20 protein-coding genes and 1 pseudogene are annotated in these 21,523 nt (G+C 69.4%); 10 read left to right on the top strand and 11 right to left on the bottom strand.

From position 1 onward, the window contains the following. Nucleotides 1–24: 24 nt before the first annotated feature. Nucleotides 25–921 (bottom strand): short-chain dehydrogenase/reductase, encoded by an 897-nt coding sequence (locus EJC51_RS02415; RefSeq protein ID WP_126269470.1) that lies wholly within the window; start codon nt 919–921, stop codon nt 25–27. 106 nt (nt 922–1,027) lie between these two features. Here EJC51_RS02415 and EJC51_RS02410 point away from each other — a divergent pair, with 106 nt between their 5' ends. The 3 genes from EJC51_RS02410 (at nt 1,028) to EJC51_RS02400 (ending at nt 3,231) form a co-directional block, all read left to right on the top strand. Then, nucleotides 1,028–1,525, top strand: coding sequence for a winged helix-turn-helix transcriptional regulator (locus EJC51_RS02410; RefSeq protein WP_126269469.1), 498 nt, complete (start codon nt 1,028–1,030; stop codon nt 1,523–1,525). Between the two features lie 111 nt (nt 1,526–1,636). Next, on the top strand, nt 1,637–2,167 hold the full coding sequence (locus EJC51_RS02405) for an SRPBCC family protein (RefSeq protein ID WP_126269468.1): 531 nt from the start codon (nt 1,637–1,639) through the stop codon (nt 2,165–2,167). Beyond that, nucleotides 2,167–3,231 (top strand): LLM class flavin-dependent oxidoreductase, encoded by a 1,065-nt coding sequence (locus EJC51_RS02400; protein WP_126269467.1) that lies wholly within the window; start codon nt 2,167–2,169, stop codon nt 3,229–3,231. The genes EJC51_RS02405 and EJC51_RS02400 overlap by 1 nt, the downstream gene beginning before the upstream one ends. A gap of 532 nt (nt 3,232–3,763) precedes the next feature. Here the strand turns inward: EJC51_RS02400 and EJC51_RS02395 are convergent. The 5 genes and pseudogenes from EJC51_RS02395 to EJC51_RS02375 all read right to left on the bottom strand — a co-directional run bounded on the left by EJC51_RS02395 (nt 3,764) and on the right by EJC51_RS02375 (nt 7,501). Beyond that, nucleotides 3,764–4,450 carry a TetR/AcrR family transcriptional regulator gene (locus EJC51_RS02395; RefSeq protein ID WP_126269466.1) on the bottom strand — a complete coding sequence of 229 codons (687 nt, stop codon included), beginning with the start codon at nt 4,448–4,450 and terminating at the stop codon, nt 3,764–3,766. 40 nt (nt 4,451–4,490) lie between these two features. Next, a complete protein-coding gene (locus EJC51_RS02390; RefSeq protein ID WP_126269465.1) occupies nt 4,491–5,246 on the bottom strand; it encodes an SDR family oxidoreductase in 756 nt (251 codons plus the stop codon). Between the two features lie 220 nt (nt 5,247–5,466). Continuing rightward, a pseudogene (locus tag EJC51_RS48175) lies at nt 5,467–5,598 on the bottom strand (IS5/IS1182 family transposase); the annotation flags it as partial. 48 nt (nt 5,599–5,646) lie between these two features. Further along, on the bottom strand, nt 5,647–6,141 hold the full coding sequence (locus EJC51_RS02380; RefSeq protein ID WP_126269464.1) for a MarR family winged helix-turn-helix transcriptional regulator: 495 nt from the start codon (nt 6,139–6,141) through the stop codon (nt 5,647–5,649). Between the two features lie 133 nt (nt 6,142–6,274). Beyond that, nucleotides 6,275–7,501, bottom strand: a complete 1,227-nt coding sequence (locus tag EJC51_RS02375; RefSeq protein ID WP_126269463.1) for an acyl-CoA dehydrogenase family protein — start codon at nt 7,499–7,501, stop codon at nt 6,275–6,277. 63 nt (nt 7,502–7,564) lie between these two features. Between EJC51_RS02375 and EJC51_RS02370 the strand changes: the two genes are divergently transcribed. Beyond that, entirely contained in the window at nt 7,565–8,392 is an 828-nt protein-coding gene (locus EJC51_RS02370) for an SDR family oxidoreductase (protein ID WP_126269462.1), read from the top strand. 499 nt (nt 8,393–8,891) lie between these two features. On the opposite strand, the gene EJC51_RS02365 is transcribed toward EJC51_RS02370, so the two are convergent. After that, nucleotides 8,892–9,404: a winged helix-turn-helix transcriptional regulator gene (locus EJC51_RS02365; RefSeq protein WP_126269461.1), complete on the bottom strand. Its 513-nt coding sequence runs from the start codon at nt 9,402–9,404 to the stop codon at nt 8,892–8,894. Between the two features lie 160 nt (nt 9,405–9,564). On the opposite strand from EJC51_RS02365, the gene EJC51_RS02360 reads away from it, so the two are divergent. After that, nucleotides 9,565–10,578, top strand: a complete 1,014-nt coding sequence (locus EJC51_RS02360; protein WP_126269460.1) for an NADP-dependent oxidoreductase — start codon at nt 9,565–9,567, stop codon at nt 10,576–10,578. A gap of 56 nt (nt 10,579–10,634) precedes the next feature. Here the strand turns inward: EJC51_RS02360 and EJC51_RS02355 are convergent, their stop codons facing one another. Next, complete coding sequence (locus tag EJC51_RS02355; protein WP_126269459.1) at nt 10,635–11,624, bottom strand: amidase family protein; 990 nt, start codon at nt 11,622–11,624, stop codon at nt 10,635–10,637. A gap of 176 nt (nt 11,625–11,800) precedes the next feature. On the opposite strand from EJC51_RS02355, the gene EJC51_RS02350 reads away from it, so the two are divergent. The 3 genes from EJC51_RS02350 (at nt 11,801) to EJC51_RS02340 (ending at nt 14,909) form a co-directional block, all read left to right on the top strand. Continuing rightward, nucleotides 11,801–12,499, top strand: coding sequence for an SDR family oxidoreductase (locus EJC51_RS02350; RefSeq protein WP_126269458.1), 699 nt, complete (start codon nt 11,801–11,803; stop codon nt 12,497–12,499). Nucleotides 12,500–12,797: 298 nt separating this feature from the next. Next, the gene (locus tag EJC51_RS02345; protein ID WP_126269457.1) at nt 12,798–13,865 is read left to right on the top strand and encodes an alkene reductase; all 1,068 of its coding nucleotides are present in this window, start codon (nt 12,798–12,800) and stop codon (nt 13,863–13,865) included. Between the two features lie 450 nt (nt 13,866–14,315). Next, a complete protein-coding gene (locus tag EJC51_RS02340; RefSeq protein ID WP_126269456.1) occupies nt 14,316–14,909 on the top strand; it encodes a TetR/AcrR family transcriptional regulator in 594 nt (197 codons plus the stop codon). Between the two features lie 385 nt (nt 14,910–15,294). Here EJC51_RS02340 and EJC51_RS02335 read toward each other — a convergent pair whose 3' ends face one another. Next, complete coding sequence (locus tag EJC51_RS02335; RefSeq protein WP_126269455.1) at nt 15,295–16,161, bottom strand: alpha/beta fold hydrolase; 867 nt, start codon at nt 16,159–16,161, stop codon at nt 15,295–15,297. 882 nt (nt 16,162–17,043) lie between these two features. On the opposite strand from EJC51_RS02335, the gene EJC51_RS02330 reads away from it, so the two are divergent. Further along, the gene (locus EJC51_RS02330; protein ID WP_126269454.1) at nt 17,044–17,652 is read left to right on the top strand and encodes a TetR/AcrR family transcriptional regulator; all 609 of its coding nucleotides are present in this window, start codon (nt 17,044–17,046) and stop codon (nt 17,650–17,652) included. A gap of 219 nt (nt 17,653–17,871) precedes the next feature. Here EJC51_RS02330 and EJC51_RS02320 read toward each other — a convergent pair whose 3' ends face one another. After that, entirely contained in the window at nt 17,872–18,834 is a 963-nt protein-coding gene (locus tag EJC51_RS02320) for a zinc-binding dehydrogenase (RefSeq protein ID WP_166682995.1), read from the bottom strand. A 94-nt stretch (nt 18,835–18,928) separates the two neighbouring features. Between EJC51_RS02320 and EJC51_RS02315 the strand changes: the two genes are divergently transcribed. Continuing rightward, nucleotides 18,929–19,561: a TetR/AcrR family transcriptional regulator gene (locus tag EJC51_RS02315; RefSeq protein ID WP_126269453.1), complete on the top strand. Its 633-nt coding sequence runs from the start codon at nt 18,929–18,931 to the stop codon at nt 19,559–19,561. 68 nt (nt 19,562–19,629) lie between these two features. On the opposite strand, the gene EJC51_RS02310 is transcribed toward EJC51_RS02315, so the two are convergent. Beyond that, on the bottom strand, nt 19,630–21,519 hold the full coding sequence (locus EJC51_RS02310; protein ID WP_126269452.1) for a propionyl-CoA synthetase: 1,890 nt from the start codon (nt 21,517–21,519) through the stop codon (nt 19,630–19,632). Between the last annotated feature and the right edge of the window lie 4 nt (nt 21,520–21,523).

Below are 21,523 nucleotides of genomic sequence, written 5' to 3'. Positions count from 1 at the left end.
CGGGCGGTTGGGCGCTGCCCGGCTCTAGGACGACCTGGTCTCCGTGGCGGGGGCATCTGCGCCCGGCGTCACCTGGTCCTGCCTCCCCAGTGCCGCGACCTCGCGTTCGAGGGACGGCACCGCCCGGGCCGCGAAGCGCCTCGCCCAGGGCCAGGCCAGCGGTGAATTCAGCGCCGCCTTGGCCCAGTTGGCCACGACGACCGCACGCGGGACATACACGCGGCTGCGTCGGCGCACGAGCCCGTCGACGATCGCGGCCGCCGCCCGGTCGGAGCTCGTGGTGACATTGCCCGGATAGGGGAGTCGCGTGCGCAGGTCCTGGAACGAGGGGAGGTCCGCCTCGGCGCCTCGCACGAGGTCCGTGTCGATCCATGAGGGGTGCACCACGCCGACCGTGACTCCGAGGTGGGCCACCTCCTGTCGGTAGGTCAGAGCGAGCAGCTCGGCCCCGGCCTTGCTCGCGCCGTAGGAGGCCATCGCGGCCAGCGGCATGAACGACAGCGCGGACGCCACGACCAGCACATGGCCACGGCTGCGCTCCAGGTGCGGCGTCGCGTACTTGAGGGTGCGGAACACACCGTTCAGGTTGATGTCCAGCACCCGCTCGAACGACGCCTCGTCCGTCTGCCGCACCGTCCCGTACGCCACGACGCCGGCGTTGGCGACCACGAGGTCGACGCCGCCCATGACGTCGGCGGCCTCGTCGATCGCCGACCGCAGAGCAGCCCCGTCGCGCACATCGGCCTCACGCCAGGCGGCGCCGGGACCCAGCTCGTCGGCGAGGGCGCGCAGCCGGTCGGCTTCGAGGCCGATCACGGTCACCCGGGCCCCTCGGGCGGCGGCCAGGCGGGCCACCTTCTCGCCGATGCCGCGTGCCGCTCCGGTAACAACCAGGTTCTTGCCCAGCAAGTCACGTTTCATGGCGGCAACATAACTTCGTTATTGATGGAGCACAAGAGACCGCGCACCGGTCGTTGTTCCGTTCACCTGCTGGGTCTCACGACTGGACGAACCTATGCTGGCCGTCATGAGACGGACATCCTTTGCGCAGTGGCCCTGCTCGATCGCACGCACCATGGACCTGCTCGGGGACTGGTGGACGCCGCTGGTGCTGCGTGAGGCGTTCTACGGGATCCGGCGGTTCGACGCGTTCCAGGAGTCGCTGGGGATCGCCCGCAACACGCTGACGGACCGGCTGCGCCGGCTGGTGGAGGAGGGGCTGCTGGAGAAGCGGCCCTACCAGACGGAGCCGGTCCGCCATGACTACGTGCTCACCGAGAAGGGGCGCGACTTCTACGGCGTGCTGCTGGTGATGAACCGGTGGGGGGACCGCTGGCTCTCCGGCGAAGCAGGCCCGCCGGTGACGATGCGTCACGACACGTGCGGGCAGGAGACGCATGCCGAGGTGGTGTGCGCCGCCTGCGGTGATCCCATGACCCTGGACAACACCCACCCCCAAATGGGCCCCGGCTACCCACCGCACTTGGCCGAACGCCCGGATGTACGGGCCCGGTTCACGGGCTGACCGGGCAGTGTCCTGCGCGGCAGGTCACCCTTGACAAGTGAGTCTATCTACGCAACTTTACTGGTCAGACGCTCATCCGAGCGCTCTTGGCGACAGAGGGGCTGCGGGTTCATGGAGTGGACGGGCGCACGCTACGCGGACAAACCGACGGTTGAGGTCCACACCTGGATCGCCGCACCACCGGCTCAGGTGTGGAGGCTGGTGTCCGACATCGAACTGATGCCACGCATGAGTTCCGAGTTGCAGTCGGTGGAATGGCTGGACGGCTGCGGGCCCGCTCTGGGAGCCCGGTTCGTCGGCCGGAGCAAGCACGAAGCGTTCGGGGAGTGGGCCACCACGTCCCACATCGTCGAGTGGGAGCCGCCGAAGCGGCTCGCCTGGGCGGTAGAGGATCCGCAGTACCCGTCGGCGATCTGGCGGTTCACGTTGGAGCCACAGGACGGGGGCACGGTGCTGCGGGAATGGATGCAGATGGGGCCGGCCCCCTCGGGGCTCTCCTTCGCCATCGAACGCATGCCGGAGAAGGAGCAGAAGATCGTCTTCGTGCGCATGCGGGAGTTCGAGGCCAACATGACCGTCACCCTCGAAGAGGTCAAGAAGCTGGCCGAGAGCCCCCGGACCTCGGGGGAGGCGAGTCTGTGATGCGTACGTCCACCACGATCGAAGCCTCCGGCGGCGACTGGCGGGAGATCGTCGACTACGTCACCGAGGCGGAGAGGCTCGGTCTCGACATCTGCTGGGTGGCGGAGGCATGGGGCTCCGAGGCGCCCTCTCCGTTGGGCTATCTCGCCGCGAAGACGGAGCGCATGCTTCTCGGATCGGGAATCATCCAGCTCGGCACCCGCACACCGACGGCCATCGCACGCGCCGCGATCACGCTGTCGCAGATCTCCCAGGGGCGCTTCCTCCTCGGCCTTGGCCCCTCCGGACCGCAGGTGATCGAAGGGCTGCACGGCGTGCCATTCGACCGGCCGCTGTCCCGGATGCGCGAGACCGTCGAGATCGTGCGACAGGCCGCCTCGGGGGAGAAGGTCTCCCACTCCGGCCGTGAATTCCAGATCCCGCTGCCCGACGGGGAGGCGAGGCCCATGCGTCTGTCCATGCGCGCTGAGCACGACATCCCCGTCTACCTGGCCACTCTCTCGCCCAAGATGCTGAACCTGACCGGTGAGATCGCCGACGGCTGGCTGGGCACCAGTTTCGTCCCCGAAGGCGCCAAAGAGGCGTACTTCGACCACCTGGACCGGGGCCTTGCCAACGCCGGCCGTACACGCGCCGACCTCGACATCTGCCAGGGCGCCGAGGTCGCCTTCGCGGAGGACGAGGACGACCTGCGCATGATGGTGGCCGGGCGCAAGAAGGAGCTGGCCTTCAGCCTCGGCGGCATGGGCTCGGCGACCACGAACTTCTACAACAACGCCTACAGCCGCCAGGGTTGGGCCGAGGTCGCGGCCGAGGTCCGGACCCGCTGGCAGGCCGGGGACCGGGACGGCGCGGCCGGTCTGATCACCGACGAGATGGTGCTGGCGACGACGCTGATCGGAACCGAGGACATGGTGCGTGAGCGACTGCGTGTGTGGCGCGACGTCGGTGTCGACACCGTCCGCTTCTACCCCGCCGGCGAGACTCTTGACGCCCGGCTCGCCACCCTGGGCCGGGCCATCGACCTGGTCCGCGACCTCGATCGAGAAGAGGTGGCACGCTGACGACAGGCCATGGTGCCCGAGGCGGGCCGCCCTGCCGTGCCCCGGGTCAGGTCAACGGCGGGCGTTGACGCCGTCGGCGGCCAAGCCCGAAGGTACGGGCCACGCTGGCGCGCGGCGGTCCGAGCGGCTCCCACGATCACAGGGCGAACCGGATCCCGACGGCCGTTCCTTGGTGATCGCCGTAGCCCGCGACAGCACGGCCCGGTCGCCGCCTTGGGCCTCGCCACTCTCAGGCTCGGTGCCGCCGAGGCCGGAGTACACGAAGCCGACGGGGCGCCGGCCTGCCGTCGATGACGGCTGAGCGGGCACAGAGCACCACGCCGCGGCACTGGCCGACGTTCCGGAGACCGCCGAGACGGTGGGCCGTACGGCCGCCTCCATCGGTTCCCCGCGCGGCGAGCGGTGGCGGATGCCGCCGCCGGTGACGCTTTCGCGGAGGCGTGCTGCCGCGACCGGCGGCCGTATCTGCCTCCCACCTCGACGGTAGGGCGACGTGTCGAAGTCCTTGCGGCGTGAACCGGAGGTCCGGGGTTCAGGATCCGGTGCCGTAGCGGCTGAGCATGAGGGCGACCGCTTCGTCCACAATCGCGGCGTCGGTCGGGTTGGGCGGGACGAAGTCGGTCCGTACGAGTTGGGGCCACAGGAACTGGCTGCAGATCATGCCGAGGAACTGTTCGGCCACTTCGGATGCCGACAGCGGCTGTCCGTCGGCCGAACGGAAGTCGAGTGTGCCCGCCTGCGCCTCGGCCTCCAGGTAGTCGCGGAGCCGGTCGAAGAACGGGCCACGGTCGATGGCGAAGCCGGTGCCGACGATGTCGGCGAGTTCCGGCATCTGAGGCAGCTCGGTGATGATGAGGCGGCACAGCGCCGCCGTGCCCGGCCGCGCGACCAGGCAGGCGTAGTCGCGGCCGATGTGGTCCAGACCGTACCGGGGGTCGCCGGGCGGCGGCGGCGCGGCGTACTCCACGTCCAGCTGCCACTGTTCGGAGGTGACGGCCGCGAACAGCGCCGCCTTGGTGGGGTACCGCTTGAAGAGGGTGCCGGTGGAGACGCGGGCCTCCTTGGCGATCTGGGCGAGGGAGGTCTTGTCGTATCCCCGGGCGAGGAAGAGGTCGCGGGCGGCGCGGATGATGCGGGCGCGGTTCTCCGCTTTGATCTGCGCGTGATACCCGGCCTGGCTCGCTTCGCCACCGGTTTCCGCTCGTTCCGCCACCGCCATGCCCTCGCCCCTCGCCCGTTTCCCGGCCGCGTCCTCGCTGTCAGAGGACGGTCTGGCCGCCGTCCAGGATAAGGTCCTGGCCCACCGCGAAGGCGGCGGCGTCGGAGGCCAGGTACACGACGGCTTCCGCGACCTCCTCCGGCAGACCCATGCGGCCCAGCGGGATGCCGGCGCTGATCCGCTCCAGGACCGCCGCCTGCACCGCGGGGTCCTCGATCCCGAGCTTGGCGTACAGCGGGGTGTCCACCGGGCCGGGGCTGACCGCGTTGAAGCGGATGCCGTGCGACTTGAGCAGGTCCGCGTTCCACGAGCGCATCAGGGAGCCGACGGCCGCCTTCGTCGCGGCGTAGGCGTTCGAGTTCCCGTATCCGCCGTGCGCGCTGCTGGACGCGTTGAGGATGACCGAGGACGGGTCGGCCAGCACGGGCACCAGGGCCTGGGTGAGGAAGAAGACGCTCTTGACGTTGATGTCGAAGAGCCGGTCGTAGCTGTCCTCCGTGTGGTCCTCGAAGGGCCGCCAGTCCGAGACGCCCGCGTTCAGGAACGCCACGTCCAGTTTCCCGAAGTGCTCACCCACCTGCTTGGCCAGGGTGCGCTGCGCATCGAGATCGCGGGCGTCGGCATGCATGACGGGCACCTTGTCCCCGAGGACCTGCCGGGCCCTGTCGATGCTGGCGGGGGTCACGCCGGTGACCAGTACGTCGGCCCCCTCCGCGAGGAAACGTCGGGCGGTCTCCAGACCGATCCCGCTCGTGCCGCCGGTGATGAGGGCACGCTTGCCCGCAAGACGATTCATGGTGCCTGTTCCTTGCCGAGAAGTAAGGTAAGTCGATGGACTCACCATCGGAAGGTAACTCCCGCACCGTCCTTAAGGCAAGTCGATCCACTTACCATCGATGGTCGGGTCGGCGACTGGCTGGGAGAGCTCCTCGTCGAAGAGCGGCAGGATCGCTACGGTCGGCTCCATCGGCCTCTCGGGCCACAGGCGGACTCCCCGGGCTGTGACCGGGCAAGAGGTATCTGCACCCGGCCGTGTTGCCGGGCGCTCCGGTCCGCAACCGCCACAACACGCCGTTCACGACCTGCCGGTGTTCCCGCCAGGACCGCCCACGACCATCCGTACCCGGCGGAAGCGGAGCTGTCCGCTCCTACGCCGCAGCTGTCACCTCACCCCACGGCCTGGGCCGGGGAGCACGTCAAGCCCTCTTCGCGCCGCTCTGCTCGCGGATGGCGTCGAACATGGCGGTGAGAGCGGGACTCTCGGCAAGGCTGCTCAACAGGGCGTGCAGCGAGTGCCGCTCAGTGGTGCCGAGGTCGGGGAGGATTTCGGTGTCGAGGCCGGCGAGTGTGCGGTTGAGGTCGGCGAGGACCTTGCGCCCGTCGTCGGTGATGTTGACGGCGTAGCGGCGTCGGTCCTGCGGATCGCGTGTCCGCTCGGCGTATCCGGCCCGCTCCAGGTCGTCGAGACTCGTCACCATCGTCGCCGGGTCGATGCGCAGGAACGAGCCGAGCGCCAGCTGCGGCATGGCCCCGTTGTCGGCCAGGGCCTGCAGGACGCTGTAGTGGCGCACGCGCAGGCCGGTGGCGCTGAGGCCGTCCTCGGCGATCCTGAATGCCACCTGTCCGAGTTTGACCAGCAGGCAGATGGTGTGTTCGGCCACCGTCCCCGGTACCAGCGGAGCCTCGGACATCGTTTATCCCGCCTATGGTTAGCCCTGCGTATCGTCTGGGGCCATCGTACGAGAACGCCGGAGGCGGCCGGTCCGGGCGGCGGTCTCGGTGCGCGGAAGAGGGGTTCGCAGGGCAGGGAACGCGGCGGGACCGTCAGCCGACGATGGCCCGGCCGAAGATCTGCCGGGCGATGACCCACTTCTGGATCTCGTTGGTGCCCTCGTATATCTCGCCGATCTTGCTGTCCCGGTAGATCGCCTCGACGGGGCCGGGGCTTCCGTCGGCGCCGAGTTCGCGTGCGAAGCCGAGGCCTCCGAAAGCCTGGACGGCGTCGCGTGCCATGTCCACCGACAGCTTGGTGGCGTAGTACTTCGCCATCGCGGCCTCGGGTTCCGGGGACGGGTTGCCGGCGTCCAGGCGAAGGGCCGCCTTGGTGACGAGGGTGCGGGCGTTGTCGATCTCGGTGGCCCGCTCGGCGAGCAGGAACTGCCAGTGCTGGTTGGCGGCCACCGGCTTGCCGAAGGCGTGGCGCGTCGACAGGTGGGCCACGGTGTGGTCGAAGGCGGCCTGTGCCATGCCGACCCCGGCGGCCGCGATGCCGATCCGGCCGTAGGTGAGGGTGGACAGTGCGTGGCGCAGTCCGTGTCCCTCGGTGCCGCCGAGGAGGTCGTCGTCGGTCAGGTGGACGCCCGAGAAGCGGATGTCCGCGGTGAGCTGGCCGCGGTTGCCCATCTTGCGGTCGGCGAGGCCGACGTGAACGCCCGGAAGCGTTGTGTCGACGATGAACATGCTCAGCCGCTCGCCGGTGCGGGCGAGCACCACCACGAACGCGGCCACGGGCGAGTTGGAGATCCACCGCTTGTGGCCGTTGAGCACCCAGCCGGTCTCGGTGCGTACGGCCTCGGTCCGAACGGCCTGCGGAGACAGGTCGCTGGAGGCGTCCGGCTCGGTGGTGGCGAACGCGCCGACCACGGACCCCTCCGCGACCTTGGGCAGCCAGCGCTGCTGCTGCTCCTCGGTGCCCTGCCGCAGGGCGTTGCCCGCCAGGATGCAGTGCACGTCGAAGACGGCCGCGACGCTGCTGGAGTAGTAGGCCAGTTCCTCGATCGCCGCTGCGGTGGCGGTCGCCGGGTGGGTCAGACCGTCGCCGCCGACCTCGCCGGGGAAGGGGATCCGGAAGACCCCCGCCGATGCGAGCGCGTCGAACACCTGCCGGGGGAAGCCGTCGGTGCGCTCGTCGCCGTTCGCGATCGCCGCGGCGTGCGGAGCCACTTCTTGCTCCGCGATCCGGCGCACGGTGGCGCGTACGGACTGGGTCTCTTTGGGGGCGAGGAGCTCGTGGTAGAGCCGGTCGCTCTGGCGTGCGGGGGTGGAAGTCATGCGCGGACCATATCATTCGTACTGCTTATGATTAGTTCACCAATCTATTTTGGAGGTTCGACCATGACACAGACGCTGGCCGGCAAGACCGTCCTGATGTCGGGAGGCAGCCGCGGCATCGGACTCGCCATCGCCCTGCGCGCGGCCCGCGACGGTGCGAACGTGGTGATGCTCGCCAAGACCGCCGTACCGCACCCGAAGCTCGAAGGCACGGTTCACACCGCGGTCGAGGAGATCGAGCGCGCGGGCGGCAAGGGGCTGGCCGTCGTCGGTGACGTCCGCGACGACGACGACGTACGCACCGCCGTCAACGCCGCGGTCACCGCCTTCGGAGGCGTCGACATCGTGGTGAACAACGCCAGCGCGATCGACCTGTCGTCGACGGAGCAGCTGGAGATGAAGCGGTACGACCTGATGCAGGACATCAACACGCGCGGCACGTTCCTGCTGAGCAAGGCCGCGATCCCGCACCTGCGGGAAGCGGACAACCCGCACATCCTCACCCTCTCGCCGCCGTTGAACCTCGCGCCGCACTGGGTGGGCAGGCATCTCGGCTACACGCTGTCGAAGTACGGGATGAGTCTGTGCACCATCGGGCTCGCCGAGGAGCTCGCCGCCGACGGCATCGCCGCCAACTCGCTGTGGCCGCGAACGCTGATCGACACCGCCGCCGTACGCAACGTGGTCGGCGGCGCCGGACAGGCCCGTAGCCCGCGGATCATGGCTGACGCCGCGTACGCCGTCCTCACGCGTGACGCGCGCAAGTGCACCGGCAGCCTGTTCATCGACGACGAGGTCCTGTCGGATGAGGGCGTCACCGACCTGTCCGTCTACAGCCCGGCCGGCTTCGCGGGCGATCTCGCGCTCGACATCTTCGTCGATCCGGTCTGATCCCGCGCCGCTTCGGGGCGTGGGCGGAACTCCCCCTCTCGGACGGCTCGATCCGCGCCCCGGTGCGCAAGCCGTGCGCGACACCCCGCTCACGGCTGGACTACTCGGTCCGCGCGATCGCAGTGGTGTGGGCGCTGGAGGCGCGGGTCAGGATGGCGACGGCCGAGCCGGGGCGCAGGTTCCGACCGTGCCCGCCGCCCGCGCCGCCGCGCTACTTGTGCGGGCATTGCCTGCGCCTGGGGCGTGACCTGCCTGGCGAGGTGGTGGGTGTGTGACCGCTTCCGGGCCGCGCTCGGCGGGGGCGGGGACGGGCGTTGTTCGATTCTCGGGGCGGCCCGATCCATGTCCGGCGGCCGACGCCCGCAGTCGCCACGGGTGGTCCAGGCCGTCCCGGTGGCGACCGCCGGAACGAAGCCCCGGGCCGGACTGGACCGGGCGAGCGTGAGCGCGCCTGGACGGACCGGCCCCGTCGCGAGCTCCTGGCGCCACCGCGCTCAGTTCACTCCGCCGGCCTCAGGCGAAAGGCGGGGCCGGGGATGCTCTCGATGTCTTCCGGCCGTACGGCGTGGCCCTGGTCGCAGCGGATCTGGGCGTCGACATGCGCGCCGCATCCACGGTGCCGGGACAGCATGGCCGGGCCCTCCGGGTCGGCGCGGTAGCGGTCCCCCCACTGCAGGAGTCCCAGCACGGCCGGGACCAGATCCATACCCTTGGCTGTGATCACGTACTTCGGTCGGCTCCGCGAGCCCGGCTCCTTGTAGGTCTCGGTGGCCAGGATCCCTTCCTCCACGAGCATCTTGAGTCGCGCCGCGAGGAGGTTGCGAGGGCAGCCGAGGACGCGCTCGAACTCGCTGAAACGGGACGAGCCGTACCAGACCTCGCGCAGAATCAGGATCGTCCACTTCTCGCCCACGATCTCAAGGGTTCGGGCGATCGAGCAGTTCGACGTGTCCCGGTCGAGATGGGGAAACGTGCCGGCGTCGTCCCGCAGGGCTTCGGTCGTTGCGTCCATGGGGGTGATTCTAACCTCCTCTGAGTTTACTTTTCCATACTCAGCTAGTACCGTCATGATCGGCACGTCACCCCTGCCGCCGACGAGAAGCAGGCGCACAGGGGACCCGTCCCAAGAATCACACCGACCACCGAGACACCCACGCAGAAAGGCGGCCGCCATGAAGGCATTCGTCGTCGAGAAGTACGGCAAGGACGGCGCCCGCGCCGCCGACGTGCCCAAGCCCACCGTCGGAGCCCGCGACGTTCTGGTCAGAGTGAGCGCCGCCAGCATCAACCCGCTGGACAAGATGGTCCGCAACGGGCAGTTCAAGCAGATCCTGAAGTACAAGCGTCCGTTCGTGCTCGGCCACGACGTGGCCGGCGTCGTGACACAGGTCGGCTCCGCCGTACACGGCTTCAAGGTCGGCGAAGAGGTCTACGCCCGCCCGCGCGACCTGCGGGTCGGGGGCTTCGCGGAGTACATCGCGATCGACGTCGACGATGTCGCGCCCAAGCCCGCCTCCCTCACTCTCCAAGAGGCAGCCGCGGTGCCGCTGGTGGCCCTGACCGCATGGCAGGTCCTCGTCGAGCGCGCGCACGTGAAGCCGGGGCAGAAGGTCCTCGTCCACGCCGGGGCCGGCGGCCTCGGGTCGACGGTCATCCAGCTCGCCAAGCACCTCGGCGCCACGGTGGCGACGACCGCGAACACCAGGTCCGAGGAGCTGGTCAGGAGCCTGGGCGCCGACGTCGTCGTCGACTACACCAAGGAAGACTTCTCCACGGTGCTCTCGGGCTACGACCTGGTGCTGGACTCCCTGGGCGGGGCGAACCTCGAGAAGTCACTGACCGTACTGAAGCCCGGCGGCCTGGCCATCAGTGTCGTCGGCCCGCCCGACGCCGGTTTCGCCAAGCAGCTCGGCGCCCCCGCCGTCCTGGGCCTGGTCATGAACACCCTCAGCCGCAAGATCCGCAAGCAGGCAAAGAAGCTGGGCGTGCGCTACGAGTTCCTCTGGATGCGGGCCAACGGCTCCCAGCTGCGCAAGCTCGGCGCCCTCTACGACAGCGGGAAACTCCGCCCCGTCATCGACAGCACCTTCCCCTTCGACCAGACCCTCGAGGCGATGGCGTACGTCGAGCAGGGCCGCACCAAGGCCGGCAAGGTCGTGGTCTCGATGGCGCCCGACGGCGAGTGAGACCGTGCGGGCCGATCCGGTGGCCGTTCACCCGTGCGGGGTCGGCCGGCTGATCGTCACGCGAAGGCCGGAGGGGGCTGGTAGCCCTCGACTTCCCGGCCCAGGAGCTCGGCGAACTCGATGGTCGTGAGGTCGCCGCCGCTCGGCCCCATCGCCTGCAGCCCGACGGGCAGACCGTCCCGGCCCGTTCGGACGGGGATGGTCGTCGCCGGAGAGCCGGCCGCATTGGCGATGGCGCTCCACTTGACCTGATCCCAGTAGGAACGGGAATGCCCGTCCACCTGGATCCGTCGGCCGAACCTCTCGATCGGCTTGGTGTGATGAGGCGGCGCCGTGGTCGGAGTCACCGGCATGAGCAGGACGTCGAACTCACGGAAGAACTCGGCCCACCGGTGCCGGAGTTCACGGCGTGCGACGTCCGCTTGCAGCCAGCTGTCGTGGGACTGGAAGGTTCCTCTCACCGCGTCCAGTGCCTCTCCACGAGGGTGTTGGACAACGCGCGCGAGGGTCGCGGCGCTGGAGGCCGCTGTCAGTCCGGGCCGGTCGTAGGCGAAGGCGCCGAAGAGCAGGCGCTGGAACAGGGCATGACTGGTCGTCATGTCGACGGGCGGGCTGGTGGGCCGTACTTCGACCTTCGTGCCCGCCACTTTCAGGGCGCTCAAGGCGTCGTCCACCGCGGCAACGACATCGTGGTCTATCGGGCATGACGCGTCCTCGGTCCACACCGCCTCGCGGAAGGCGCCCAGTTCGTTCGCTCGTGGCGGTGCGAGGGTGTGGCTGAAGCCGCCGTCGCGCTCCGGCGGTCCTGCCGTCGCGTGGAGGATGGGGGCCAGGTCGCGTGCGTCGCGCACTTGGGCGTCGGCACAGGCGAGGTCGATCTCCGCCCACCGTCCGAGACCTGGTCCGCCCGGGACGTGTCCGATCCGGGGGATGGACCGCCAGGTCGCCTTGTGTCCGTAGAGACCGTTGAAGTGTGCCGGAGTCCGGGTGGATCCGCCGATCTCAGAGCCGAAGTCGAAAGCCGTGAGTCCGGCGGCTGTGGCCACCGCTCCACCGCCTGTGCCGGCAAGAAGCCCGGCTCAGCGTCATTCACCAGGCGGATCGGTTGCGATCACTGGCTCGACCCGCTTACTCTTACGATCGTAATATAATGGACTGGGGTCGCGTCAGATCACGCCGTCACCGCCCTGGTCATCTCCTCTCCACTTCACCGGGAACCTCCATGGACCTCTCCGCCAGTACCGCCCTCGTCACCGGAGCGAACCGGGGCTTCGGCCGGGCCCTCGCCGCCGCACTGCTCAGCCGTGGCGCCACCGTCTACGCCGGCGCCCGTAACCCCGACCAGGTCGACCTGCCCGGCGCCAAGCCGATCGCGCTCGACATCACCGACCCCGCCTCCGTCGCGGCCGCCGCCGCGGCCACCGGCGATGTGACCATCCTGGTCAACAACGCGGGATCTTCCACCGGCGCCGACTTGCTCACCGCCGACCTGGACGACATCCGCCTGGAGATGAACACCCACTACCTCGGCACCCTGACAGTGGCCCGCGCCTTCGCGCCCCAGATCGCGGCCAACGGGGGCGGGGCCATGCTGAACGTCCTGTCCGGCCTGTCCTGGGTCAGCTTCCCGGAGTTCGGCGCCTACTGCGCCGCCAAATCCGCGGAGTGGTCGCTGACCAACACCCTGCGCGTGCAACTGGCCGACCAGGGCATCCGCGTGGCCGGTCTGCATGTCGGCTACATGGACACCGACATGGTCCGAACCGTCGACGCGGCCAAGTCCGACCCGGCCGACATCGCGCGCATCGCCGTGGACGGCATCGCCGCCGGCGCCTACGAGATCCTCGCGGACAACGCGGCCCGCCAGGCGCAGGCGGCACTGTCCGGGGGCGTCTCGGCGCTCTATCCGCAGCTCCCCTGAGGAGGGCCCGCCCTCGCCGGCCAACCGCCAGGCGCGTCCTTCAAGGGAACGTCCTGGCACAGCATCACAAGCGACCGGTTCGGGAGGCGGTGCCGTCGGGGCTGCGGTCATCACCGGCGGGGCCGGAATCAACGCCGCGCTCGACAACCTAATCGTCACCGTCGCCCTCCCCTCCATCCGCAAAGACCTCGCCGGTGGCCTCGTTCCCAAAAGCGAGGATCTTTTCCGCCCGCCTGACCGGGACGTAGGCCTGCCGGATGTCCGCCACCCACACCACCAACAACCTGAGGAAGCACGCATGCTCGACAGCCTGTGGACCCCGACCGTCGCCGGAAAGATCTCCCTGCCGCACCGTCTGGCGATGTCCCCCCTGACCCGCAGCAGGGCCACCCCGGACGGCGTGCCGACCGAGCTCAACGCCGAGTACTACGCCCAGCGCGCGTCGCACGCCCTCATCATCACCGAGGGCACCCAGCCCTCCGCCGACGGCCAGGGCTACCCGGTGACGCCGGGCATCTACACCGACGAGCACATCGCGGGCTGGCGCAAGGTCACCGACGCCGTACACAAGGCCGACGGGCGTATCGTCATCCAGCTCATGCACGTCGGGCGGATCTCCCACCCCGACAACACCCCCCACCACCGGCAGCCGGTGGCCCCCTCCGCGATCAAGCCGGGGGGCCTCACGTTCACCGGCTCCGGGATGCAGGAAATGCCGGAACCGCGCGCACTGTCCACCGAGGAGGTCACCGCGACGGTCGACGACTTCCGGCGGGCCGCCGCGGCCGCCATCGCGGCCGGTGCCGACGGCGTCGAGATCCACGGCGCCAACGGCTACCTGGTCCATCAGTTCCTCGCCGCCAACACCAACCAGCGCACCGACCGGTACGGCGGCTCCCTCGACAACCGCATCCGCTTCGCCGTGGAGGTCGCCGCCGCCGTGGCCGACGAGATCGGAGCCGGCCGTACCGGCATCCGGCTCTCTCCCGGCAACCCCTTCCAGCTCGGCGACCTCGTGGAGGACGACCCGCACGAGCTCTACCCGCACCTCGTGCGCGCCCTCGCCCCCCTCGACCTCGCCTACCTGCACCTCGCCCACGGCGGCGACGAAGAACTCCTGCACACGCTCCGAAGGCTGTGGCCCAACACGCTGCTCCTCAACCGTGCGGGCACCGACATCGACACCCGCGCCAAGGACATCGAGAACGGCATCGCCGACGTCATCACCGTGGGCTCCATGGCACTCGCCAACCCCGACCTGGTCGAGCGCATCCGTGCGGGCGCGCCCCTGAACACCCCCGACCCGGCCACCTTCTACGGCGGTGGCGCGGCCGGCTACACCGACTACCCCACCTACGCCGCCTGACCGGAGCGCCCGGTGCCCGGGGGAGTCGCCTTCCCCGGGCGCTTCGGCGTGCGCGCGGCGCCGCCAGGCGGTGGGGCACATGCGCTCGCGACGCGAGCGGTGCGCCGTCGATGACGACGAGGTCCCGCCCCGCGGCTTCGCATCAGGACTCGCCGCACCGGGCGGGGACTCGGCCCCGTCTCATGACTGAGGACGAGGTATCCGCATCCAGGCATGAGAACTCGCCGACAAGGTCGTGCTCATCGCCGGCGGCCACCGATGTCCGGCAGCGCCACGGCCTCGGCCCTTCTCTCCCGCGGCGCCCGGGTCGGCATCGTGGATCTGCGTCCGGACATGCCGGAGATCGCAGCAGGCCGCAAAGTCGCCTGTCGATCGTAATATTACATGCGTCAGGCCATGGATTACGATGGGCGCGAGGCAATGGCCCCGCGAAGCTGACGGAGGAGCACTGTGGCGCGCTACACCAAGGAGCACAAGCAGGTGACGCGGCAACGCATCATCGAGCGGGCCGGCCACCGGTTCAAGCAGGACGGCCTCGACGGCTCCGGCATCTCCACGTTGATGTCCGACGCCGGACTCACCAACGGAGCCTTCTACGCCCACTTCGAGTCCAAGGACGATCTCGTCGCCCATGTCGTCGCCGAGCAGTTGCGCGCGCAGGTCAAGCAGTACGACACGCTCCGGCCCGGCCGCGAGGGACTTGAGGATCTCATCCGCGGGTACCTGACGCCCGAGCACCGGGACAACCCCGGTGACGGTTGCCCGTCCGCCGCCTTGCTCGACGAGATCGGCCGCTGCGGTGACGCGACCAAGGACGCCTACACCGACGGCGCCAGGGCCATCGTGGACGAGCTCGCCGCCCGCCTGGCACCCGCGGATCCGCAGTCCGCGCGCGGCAAGGCCATCGGGCTCTACGCCATGGTGGTGGGAACGTTGCAGCTGTCCCGCGCGCTCTCCGACCGGAAGTTCTCCGACGAGGTCCTCGAGCAGGGAATCGAGAACGCCCTCACCTTCGTGCAGCAGCAGTCGGCACCGGCTGGCTGACCGCCTGGCAAGGGCTGGGACGCCGGTGCCACGCACCCGCGATTCCGGCCGTCAGTGTGAGCGGGCGGTCGCCGGGACAGCTGCGATCTCGGTGGTGACACCCATGCGGCGATCCTCCGCTCGTACGGCGGATGACGTTCCGCTCATTCGATACGCCGTAGCGGACTAGCGGACTAGCGGACTAGCGGACTAGCGGACTGGCGCAGACGGGATATCGGCCATGCCGGTCTCCGCACCGCCGGCCGCACGAAAATCGCCTCGGCGCCGTGTGGCTGAGAAGCGTGCAGGTCGGTTACGTCGAGCAGGTGCCGAGAGCCGTGACGCCCGCGGGGCGTCACGGCTCTGAGTCGGCGTCCTCGGTCCGTACGCAGACCGCACCGCGGCCCTACGGCCGGCCGAAGAACTCGAGAGCCGTGGGCACGAACTGCTCGTGGTACTGGAAGATGCCGCCGTGGCCGCCGTCGGGGTAGATCACCAGCTCGGCGTTGGGCAGCCGCCGGGCCAAGTCCTCCGAGTTCGATGTCGGGACCATCCTGTCGTGGTCACCATTGGCGACGAGCACGGGCTGCCGGATGACGGACAGATCCTGCGGCCGCGCCAGCCCCCAGCGGTGGATGGCCTTGAGCTGGGAGAAGTAGGAGGCGGGGCGGATCGCCTTGTCGCGGTCCTCGGTGCGCTCCTTCAGGCGGGCCAGGAACTCCTTGCCGGCCCGAATCCCGTTCGGGGTGCGGGTGAAGAAGAGGAACTGCTTCACGTCCTGAAGGGTGAGCAGCGCCCGGACGGTGTCGAAGTGCGAGATCCGGGTGACGTTCTTGATGCCCTCGCCTCCGGCCGGACCGGTGCCCGCGAGGATCAGCCTGCGGATGAGCTGCGGATCGGTCTGGGCGATCACCTGGGCGATCATGGCGCCCATCGAGAAGCTGAGGACGTCCACCTGCTCGAACCCCAGCGCCCGGATGAAGGTGACGGCATCCTTGGCCATCTCCTCGATGGTCTTCGGCGTCTTGCCGCTGGACGCGCCCACGCCCCTGTTGTCGAACGTGATCACCCGGTGCTTGGCGGCGATTCCATCGACGACCCGGGGGTCCCAGTTGTCCAGGACCGCGGCGAGGTGGGTGATGAAGATGACCGGCATACCGGTCCGGGGGCCGAGGTCGCGGTAGGCGAAGGTCACTCCGTCGGCGGTGACGGTGCGGGTCTGTGCGTTCTTGTACGACGTCACCACGTCGCCTCGCGTTTCGTGTGCGTTCACGGTCGTGCCCTTCGAAGTGTGGTTACCGCCACTGTGGGCCGATTTCTGCTTCCTCGCAGGTGGGCGCGGAGCGGTTCCCGGTCTCCCGGCTGCGACTGCAGTCCGGTGTCGGCGATCAGAGGAACCCCAGGAAGTGGGAAACCCCTTGGATCAGGTCCCTGAACAACCCGCCGACTATTGAAGTATGACCGTACTTTAATCAGGGTGCAAGTGGGGGAGCCGAACTGGATGCGCGGCTGTGGAATCCCGAGTTCCGCCAAGCGTCATGGCGCATGGCGCCACGCACCATCAGGGCAGGAGCGGCTCACCTGCGCTGACGGCCATGAGGGGCTGATCGTGACCGGCGAGTCGTGGACGTCCGGCCGAGGGAGCGGTGCCAGCGACGGTCAGGACATCGATGCCGGCGTGACGACGACGCCTGGCTGTGCCCCGGAATCCCGGACGAGGGCTCAGCCGGAGCCTGCACCGTCTCGACAACGCCCGTCTCAGCCCCGATCCCGGGCCGCCGGCACGGCGCATGTCCACGTGCACTTGTGGCGGATCTGGCGCGGTGCTTCCGGGCCCGCTTCCTCCTCGACTTCGGAGACGTGGGACGGAAAAACGCCGTGGGCCGGCTCAAGCTCCGTGCGCGCGGAGTGGCCGGGACGGCATCACTGCGCGCAACCCGGGGCTCTTGAGGGCAGCGAACTGTGCGTACGGCCGCTGCGTCCGGCCCTGCCCGCCCAGGTCGGCGAGGCCCTCCAGCGTGATGGGGCCGGGAGGCCGTGGCCCGTCCCGGGTGTGGGGGTGCCGGAATTCGGAGCTATTGAATTACGTTCACAATACAATACGTTGGAGGGGCCGATGGAGGGCGCGTTGCCCGCCCGGTACGTAGAGGAGTGTGTGGTGCGATACGGGAGAGAGCACAAGCAGGCCACCCGGCAGAGGATCATCGAGACGGCGGGCCGTCGCTTCAAGGAGGACGGCATCGACGGCTCGGGCATCGCGGCGCTCATGAGGGACGCCGGGCTGACCAACGGCGCCTTCTACACCCACTTCACGTCCAAGGACGACCTGGTGGCCGCCACGATCGCCGACCAGTTGCAGGCCCAGAACGCGACTATCGTCGCGCACGCGGAACCGGGCCGCGCCGGCCTCGAACAGATCGTGCGCTGGTACCTGTCCCCCTGGCACCGTGACAGCCGCGACGTCGGCTGCCCCTCCGCCGCCCTGCTCGACGAGATAGGGCGCTGCACACACCCGACCAAGCAGGCGTACACCGACGGCGTCCTGGCGGTCGCCGACGGCATCGCCTCCCGCCTGGCGCCGGACGACCCGCTCTCGGTCCGCCCCATGGCACTGAGCTCGTACGCCATGATGGCGGGCACGCTCCAGCTCTCACGGGCCCTCGCCGACCCGCAGCTCGCTGATCAAGTCCTCGAACAGGGCATCCACAACGCCCTCGCCCTCCTGGGCATCGAGCACGAGGGGGGCACCAGGACGGCGCACTGACCGGCGTGCGAGCGGACACCGGGGAGCGGGTGATGACACCGCCGGGTGTGCGCCCTCGGTGGTTCGAGATGGAGTTGGCCGCCACCTGGCCGTGGAGGTGAAGTCGAGCATGGCCTGCATCATCGCCAGGGGCACCGGTTCGGCGTCGCTGAGCTGCGGCGCATGCCCACGGCCGGCCATCATGGCCCGAACTGCGGCGAACCCTTCAGCAGACCTCGACTACGGTGTCAGCACGATCCTGCCGAAGACTTCGCCCGCGTCCATTTTCCGGTGCGCCAGCACGGCTGCGTCCAGCGGCAGCACCTCGTGCACCACCGTTTCGATCTCGCCCCGGCTCGCTGCGGCGAACTGCTCGCTCCGCACGGCACGCCGTTCGCCGGCGGTGACGGTGGCTGCGCTGAAAGCGGCGAAGGACATCGACTTCTGGAACGCCGCCATGATCTTCGTGCCGAAGTCCGCCGGTGGCTGGCCTGCGACAGCGCCCACGGCCACCATGCGGCCGTTCGGGTTGAGCCGGTCGAAGAACGACGGCATGTCCTTGCCGGCCACCACGTCGATGATGACGTCATAGCCCGCGGGCGATGGTTCCCCTCCGTCACCGGAGCGGTCCAGCACGTGGGTCGCGCCGAGGCGTCGTAGCCGCTCGCCGCGCTCGGCCGAGGAGGTGGTGACCGCCACTGCGGCGGCGGCGCCACGAGCGGCGAGTTGCACTGTCATGATCCCGATGCTGCCGGCTGCACCACGCACCAGGACCGTCTCCCCGGGAGCGAAGTGGGCGTGGCGGAGCCCGAAGTGGGCCACCACGCCGGAGCTGCCGAGTGTCACCGCATCGACCGCGGACAGGTTCGCGGGCAGGGGAACGACCTCCTCGACCGGCGCGAGGGCGTGTTCGACGTAGCCTCCGCCGGTGCCGGTGAAGGCCCACACCCGCTCGCCGATCCATGACCCGTCGACGCCGTCGCCGACCGCGGTCACGGTGCCCGCCACCTCGCTGCCCGGGATGTGGCCCTCCTCGAAGCCGTAGGCGGCCAGAGCCCCGCTTCTGATCAGGGTGTCTACACCACCGACGCCCACCGCCTCGGTGGCTATCAGTACCTGCCCCGCAGCTGGTGCGGGTACCGGCAGGCCGACAACAGCCAGACCGTCAGGACTTCCGAACGTCTGGATCGAGATCGCCTTCAACGTGGTCTCCAGGTTCTCGGACAGCTCAAGCACGAGGGCTTCTGCGTCTCGGACGGTAACGGACGCCCCCGTCCGCTTAGCTAAAGTGAGAGTGGTGACCGACCGTTTGCCTCACACGTTGCGTTCCGACGCGCTGGACAACCGCGAACGCATCCTCGACGCGGCCCGAGCGCTGTTCTCCACCGATGGCCTGGACGTGCCGATGCGGGAGGTCGCGCGGCGTGCCGGGGTGGGACCTGCCACCTTGTACCGTCGCTTCCCGACCAAGCAGGCGCTGGTCGCCGAGGCCTTCGCGGACCAGCTGAATGCATGTCGCGCCATTGTCGACGAGGGGTGCGCCGATCCTGATCCGTGGCGTGGACTGTGCCTGGTGATCGAGAGGATCTGTGAGCTGCACGCACGCGATCGGGGCTTCACCGAAGCCTTCCTGTCGACCTACCCGGAGATGAAGGATGCCGCCGCGGGCCGTGAGTACACGGTGAAAGCAGTCGCCGAACTGGCTCAGCGAGCCAAGGAGGCGGGGCGCCTGCGGTCCGACTTCGTCCTGGACGACCTGATTCTCATCCTCATGGCCAACAAGGGGATCCACGCCACATCGACGGCCGGCCAGGTCAAGGCATCCCGACGCTTCGCAGGGTTGGCGATCCAGGCGTTGGAAGCCTGTCCTCAGCACGCACCACTACCACCAGCGCCACGGCTGGCATCCGCAGCACCGGACAGCACCTGACCTGCGCTCGACATGACGCTGCACGACAGCCGCGGACGGCTCCACAGCGCATCACAGAAGATGGACGGTCATACGGTGCGGCCTGTGCGTCGAAGGACAGGGCGGAGCGCCTCGATGACGCTCGCGTCGTCGACGGTGGAGGGGATGGGTTCGTCGAGGCCGTCGGCGATGCCGCGCATCGTCTTGCGAAGGATCTTTCCCGATCGGGTCTTGGGCAGGGCGGCCACGACCGCCACGCTCTTGAGCGAGGCGACGGCACCGATGCGGTCGCGTACGAGCTGGACGAGTTCGGCCTCGACCTCGGTCGCCTCGCGGCTGATGCCGGCTTTGAGGACGACGAAACCGCGCGGCACTTGCCCTTTCAGTGCGTCGGCGACCCCGATGACGGCGCATTCCGCGACATCGGGATGAGACGCCAGGGCTTCCTCCATGCTGCCGGTGGACAGCCGGTGTCCGGCGACGTTGATGACGTCGTCGGTACGGCCCATGACGAAGACGTAGCCGTCGTCGTCGATGTGCCCGCTGTCGCCGGTGAGGTAGTAGCCGTCGAAGGCGGAGAGGTAGGAGGCGACGTAGCGTTCGTCGTCGTTCCACAGGGTGGGAAGCGCGCCCGGCGGCAGGGGGAGCTTCACGACGATGGCGCCGTCGACGCCCGGGGGCACCGGATCGCCCGAGGGGTCGAGGACGCGGACGTCCCAACCGGGCAGCGGGCGGGTGGGGGAACCGGGCTTGACGGGCGCGGCCTCGATGCCGACCGGGTTGGCGACGATGGGCCAGCCGGTCTCCGTCTGCCACCAGTGGTCGATCACCGGGATGTCCAGAAGGGCGCTCGCCCAGTGGTACGTCTCGGGGTCGAGGCGCTCGCCCGCGAGGAAGAGGTGGCGCAGGCCGGACAGGTCGTGGTCCGCGGCGAGCAGGCCCTTGGGGTCCTCCTTGCGGATGGCCCGGAAAGCGGTGGGCGCGGTGAACATCGTCTTGACGCGGTACTCGGCGGCGACGCGCCAGAACTGCCCCGCGTCCGGGGTGCCGACCGGCTTGCCCTCGTACAGGATCGTGGTCGCGCCGACCAGCAGCGGGGCATAGACGATGTACGAATGCCCGACGACCCAGCCGACGTCCGAGCCGGTGAACATCGTCTCGCCCGGGCCCACGTCGTACACGGCGCCCATCGACCAGTGCAGGGCGACCGCGTAGCCGCCGCTGTCACGGACAACTCCCTTCGGTTTCCCGGTCGTTCCGGACGTGTAGAGGATGTACAGGGGGGCGTTCGCCGGGACGGGAACGCAGTCGGCCGGTGGTGCCGCGGTGACCAGGTCGGCCCAGTCGACATCGTCGGCCCCCAACTCGGCGCGTTCCTGCGGACGTTGCAGGATCACGCTCTTCTCCGGCTTGTGGACCGCGAGTTCGATGGCCCGGTCGAGCAGCGGCTTGTACGCGATGACCCGCTTGCCCTCGATGCCGCAGGAGGCGGAGACGACCACCTTGGGGGCGGCGTCGTCGATGCGGAGGGCGAGTTCGTGCGGGGCGAACCCGCCGAACACCACCGAGTGCACGGCGCCGATGCGCGCACAGGCCAGCATCGCGATGGCGGCCTCGGGAACCATCGGCATGTAGATCACCACTCGGTCGCCCTGTTCCACCCCGAGTCGCGCGAGGCCTCCGGCGAAGGCCGCCACCTCGTCCCTGAGTTGGGTGTAGGTGTAGGTGCGCCGCGTGCCGGTCACGGGTGAGTCGTGGACGAGTGCGGGTTGTTCGCCGCGGCCCGCGTCGACGTGCCGGTCGAGCGCGTTGAAGCAGACGTTCAGCCGGCCGTCGGGAAACCAGCGGTAGAAGGGTGCGCCGGAGGCGTCCAGGGCGCGTTGCGGAGCGACATCCCAGTCGATGCCTTCCGCCGCCGTCAGCCAGAAGTTCTCCGGGGCTTCGGTGCTGGTGCGGAAGACGTCCTCGTACTTTCCCATTGCG

The sequence above is a fragment of the Streptomyces aquilus genome (genome assembly GCF_003955715.1).
Taxonomy (GTDB): Bacteria; Actinomycetota; Actinomycetes; order Streptomycetales; family Streptomycetaceae; genus Streptomyces; species Streptomyces aquilus.
This window is presented reverse-complemented; position numbering and strand designations above follow the sequence as displayed.

Coding starts and splice junctions, on each gene's coding strand:
- EJC51_RS02415 (WP_126269470.1), bottom strand. CDS start 921: ATGAAACGTGACTTGCTGGGCAAGAACCTGGTTGTTACCGGAGCGGCA.
- EJC51_RS02410 (WP_126269469.1), top strand. CDS start 1,028: ATGAGACGGACATCCTTTGCGCAGTGGCCCTGCTCGATCGCACGCACC.
- EJC51_RS02405 (WP_126269468.1), top strand. CDS start 1,637: ATGGAGTGGACGGGCGCACGCTACGCGGACAAACCGACGGTTGAGGTC.
- EJC51_RS02400 (WP_126269467.1), top strand. CDS start 2,167: ATGCGTACGTCCACCACGATCGAAGCCTCCGGCGGCGACTGGCGGGAG.
- EJC51_RS02395 (WP_126269466.1), bottom strand. CDS start 4,450: ATGGCGGTGGCGGAACGAGCGGAAACCGGTGGCGAAGCGAGCCAGGCC.
- EJC51_RS02390 (WP_126269465.1), bottom strand. CDS start 5,246: ATGAATCGTCTTGCGGGCAAGCGTGCCCTCATCACCGGCGGCACGAGC.
- EJC51_RS02380 (WP_126269464.1), bottom strand. CDS start 6,141: ATGTCCGAGGCTCCGCTGGTACCGGGGACGGTGGCCGAACACACCATC.
- EJC51_RS02375 (WP_126269463.1), bottom strand. CDS start 7,501: ATGACTTCCACCCCCGCACGCCAGAGCGACCGGCTCTACCACGAGCTC.
- EJC51_RS02370 (WP_126269462.1), top strand. CDS start 7,565: ATGACACAGACGCTGGCCGGCAAGACCGTCCTGATGTCGGGAGGCAGC.
- EJC51_RS02365 (WP_126269461.1), bottom strand. CDS start 9,404: ATGGACGCAACGACCGAAGCCCTGCGGGACGACGCCGGCACGTTTCCC.
- EJC51_RS02360 (WP_126269460.1), top strand. CDS start 9,565: ATGAAGGCATTCGTCGTCGAGAAGTACGGCAAGGACGGCGCCCGCGCC.
- EJC51_RS02350 (WP_126269458.1), top strand. CDS start 11,801: ATGGACCTCTCCGCCAGTACCGCCCTCGTCACCGGAGCGAACCGGGGC.
- EJC51_RS02345 (WP_126269457.1), top strand. CDS start 12,798: ATGCTCGACAGCCTGTGGACCCCGACCGTCGCCGGAAAGATCTCCCTG.
- EJC51_RS02310 (WP_126269452.1), bottom strand. CDS start 21,519: ATGGGAAAGTACGAGGACGTCTTCCGCACCAGCACCGAAGCCCCGGAG.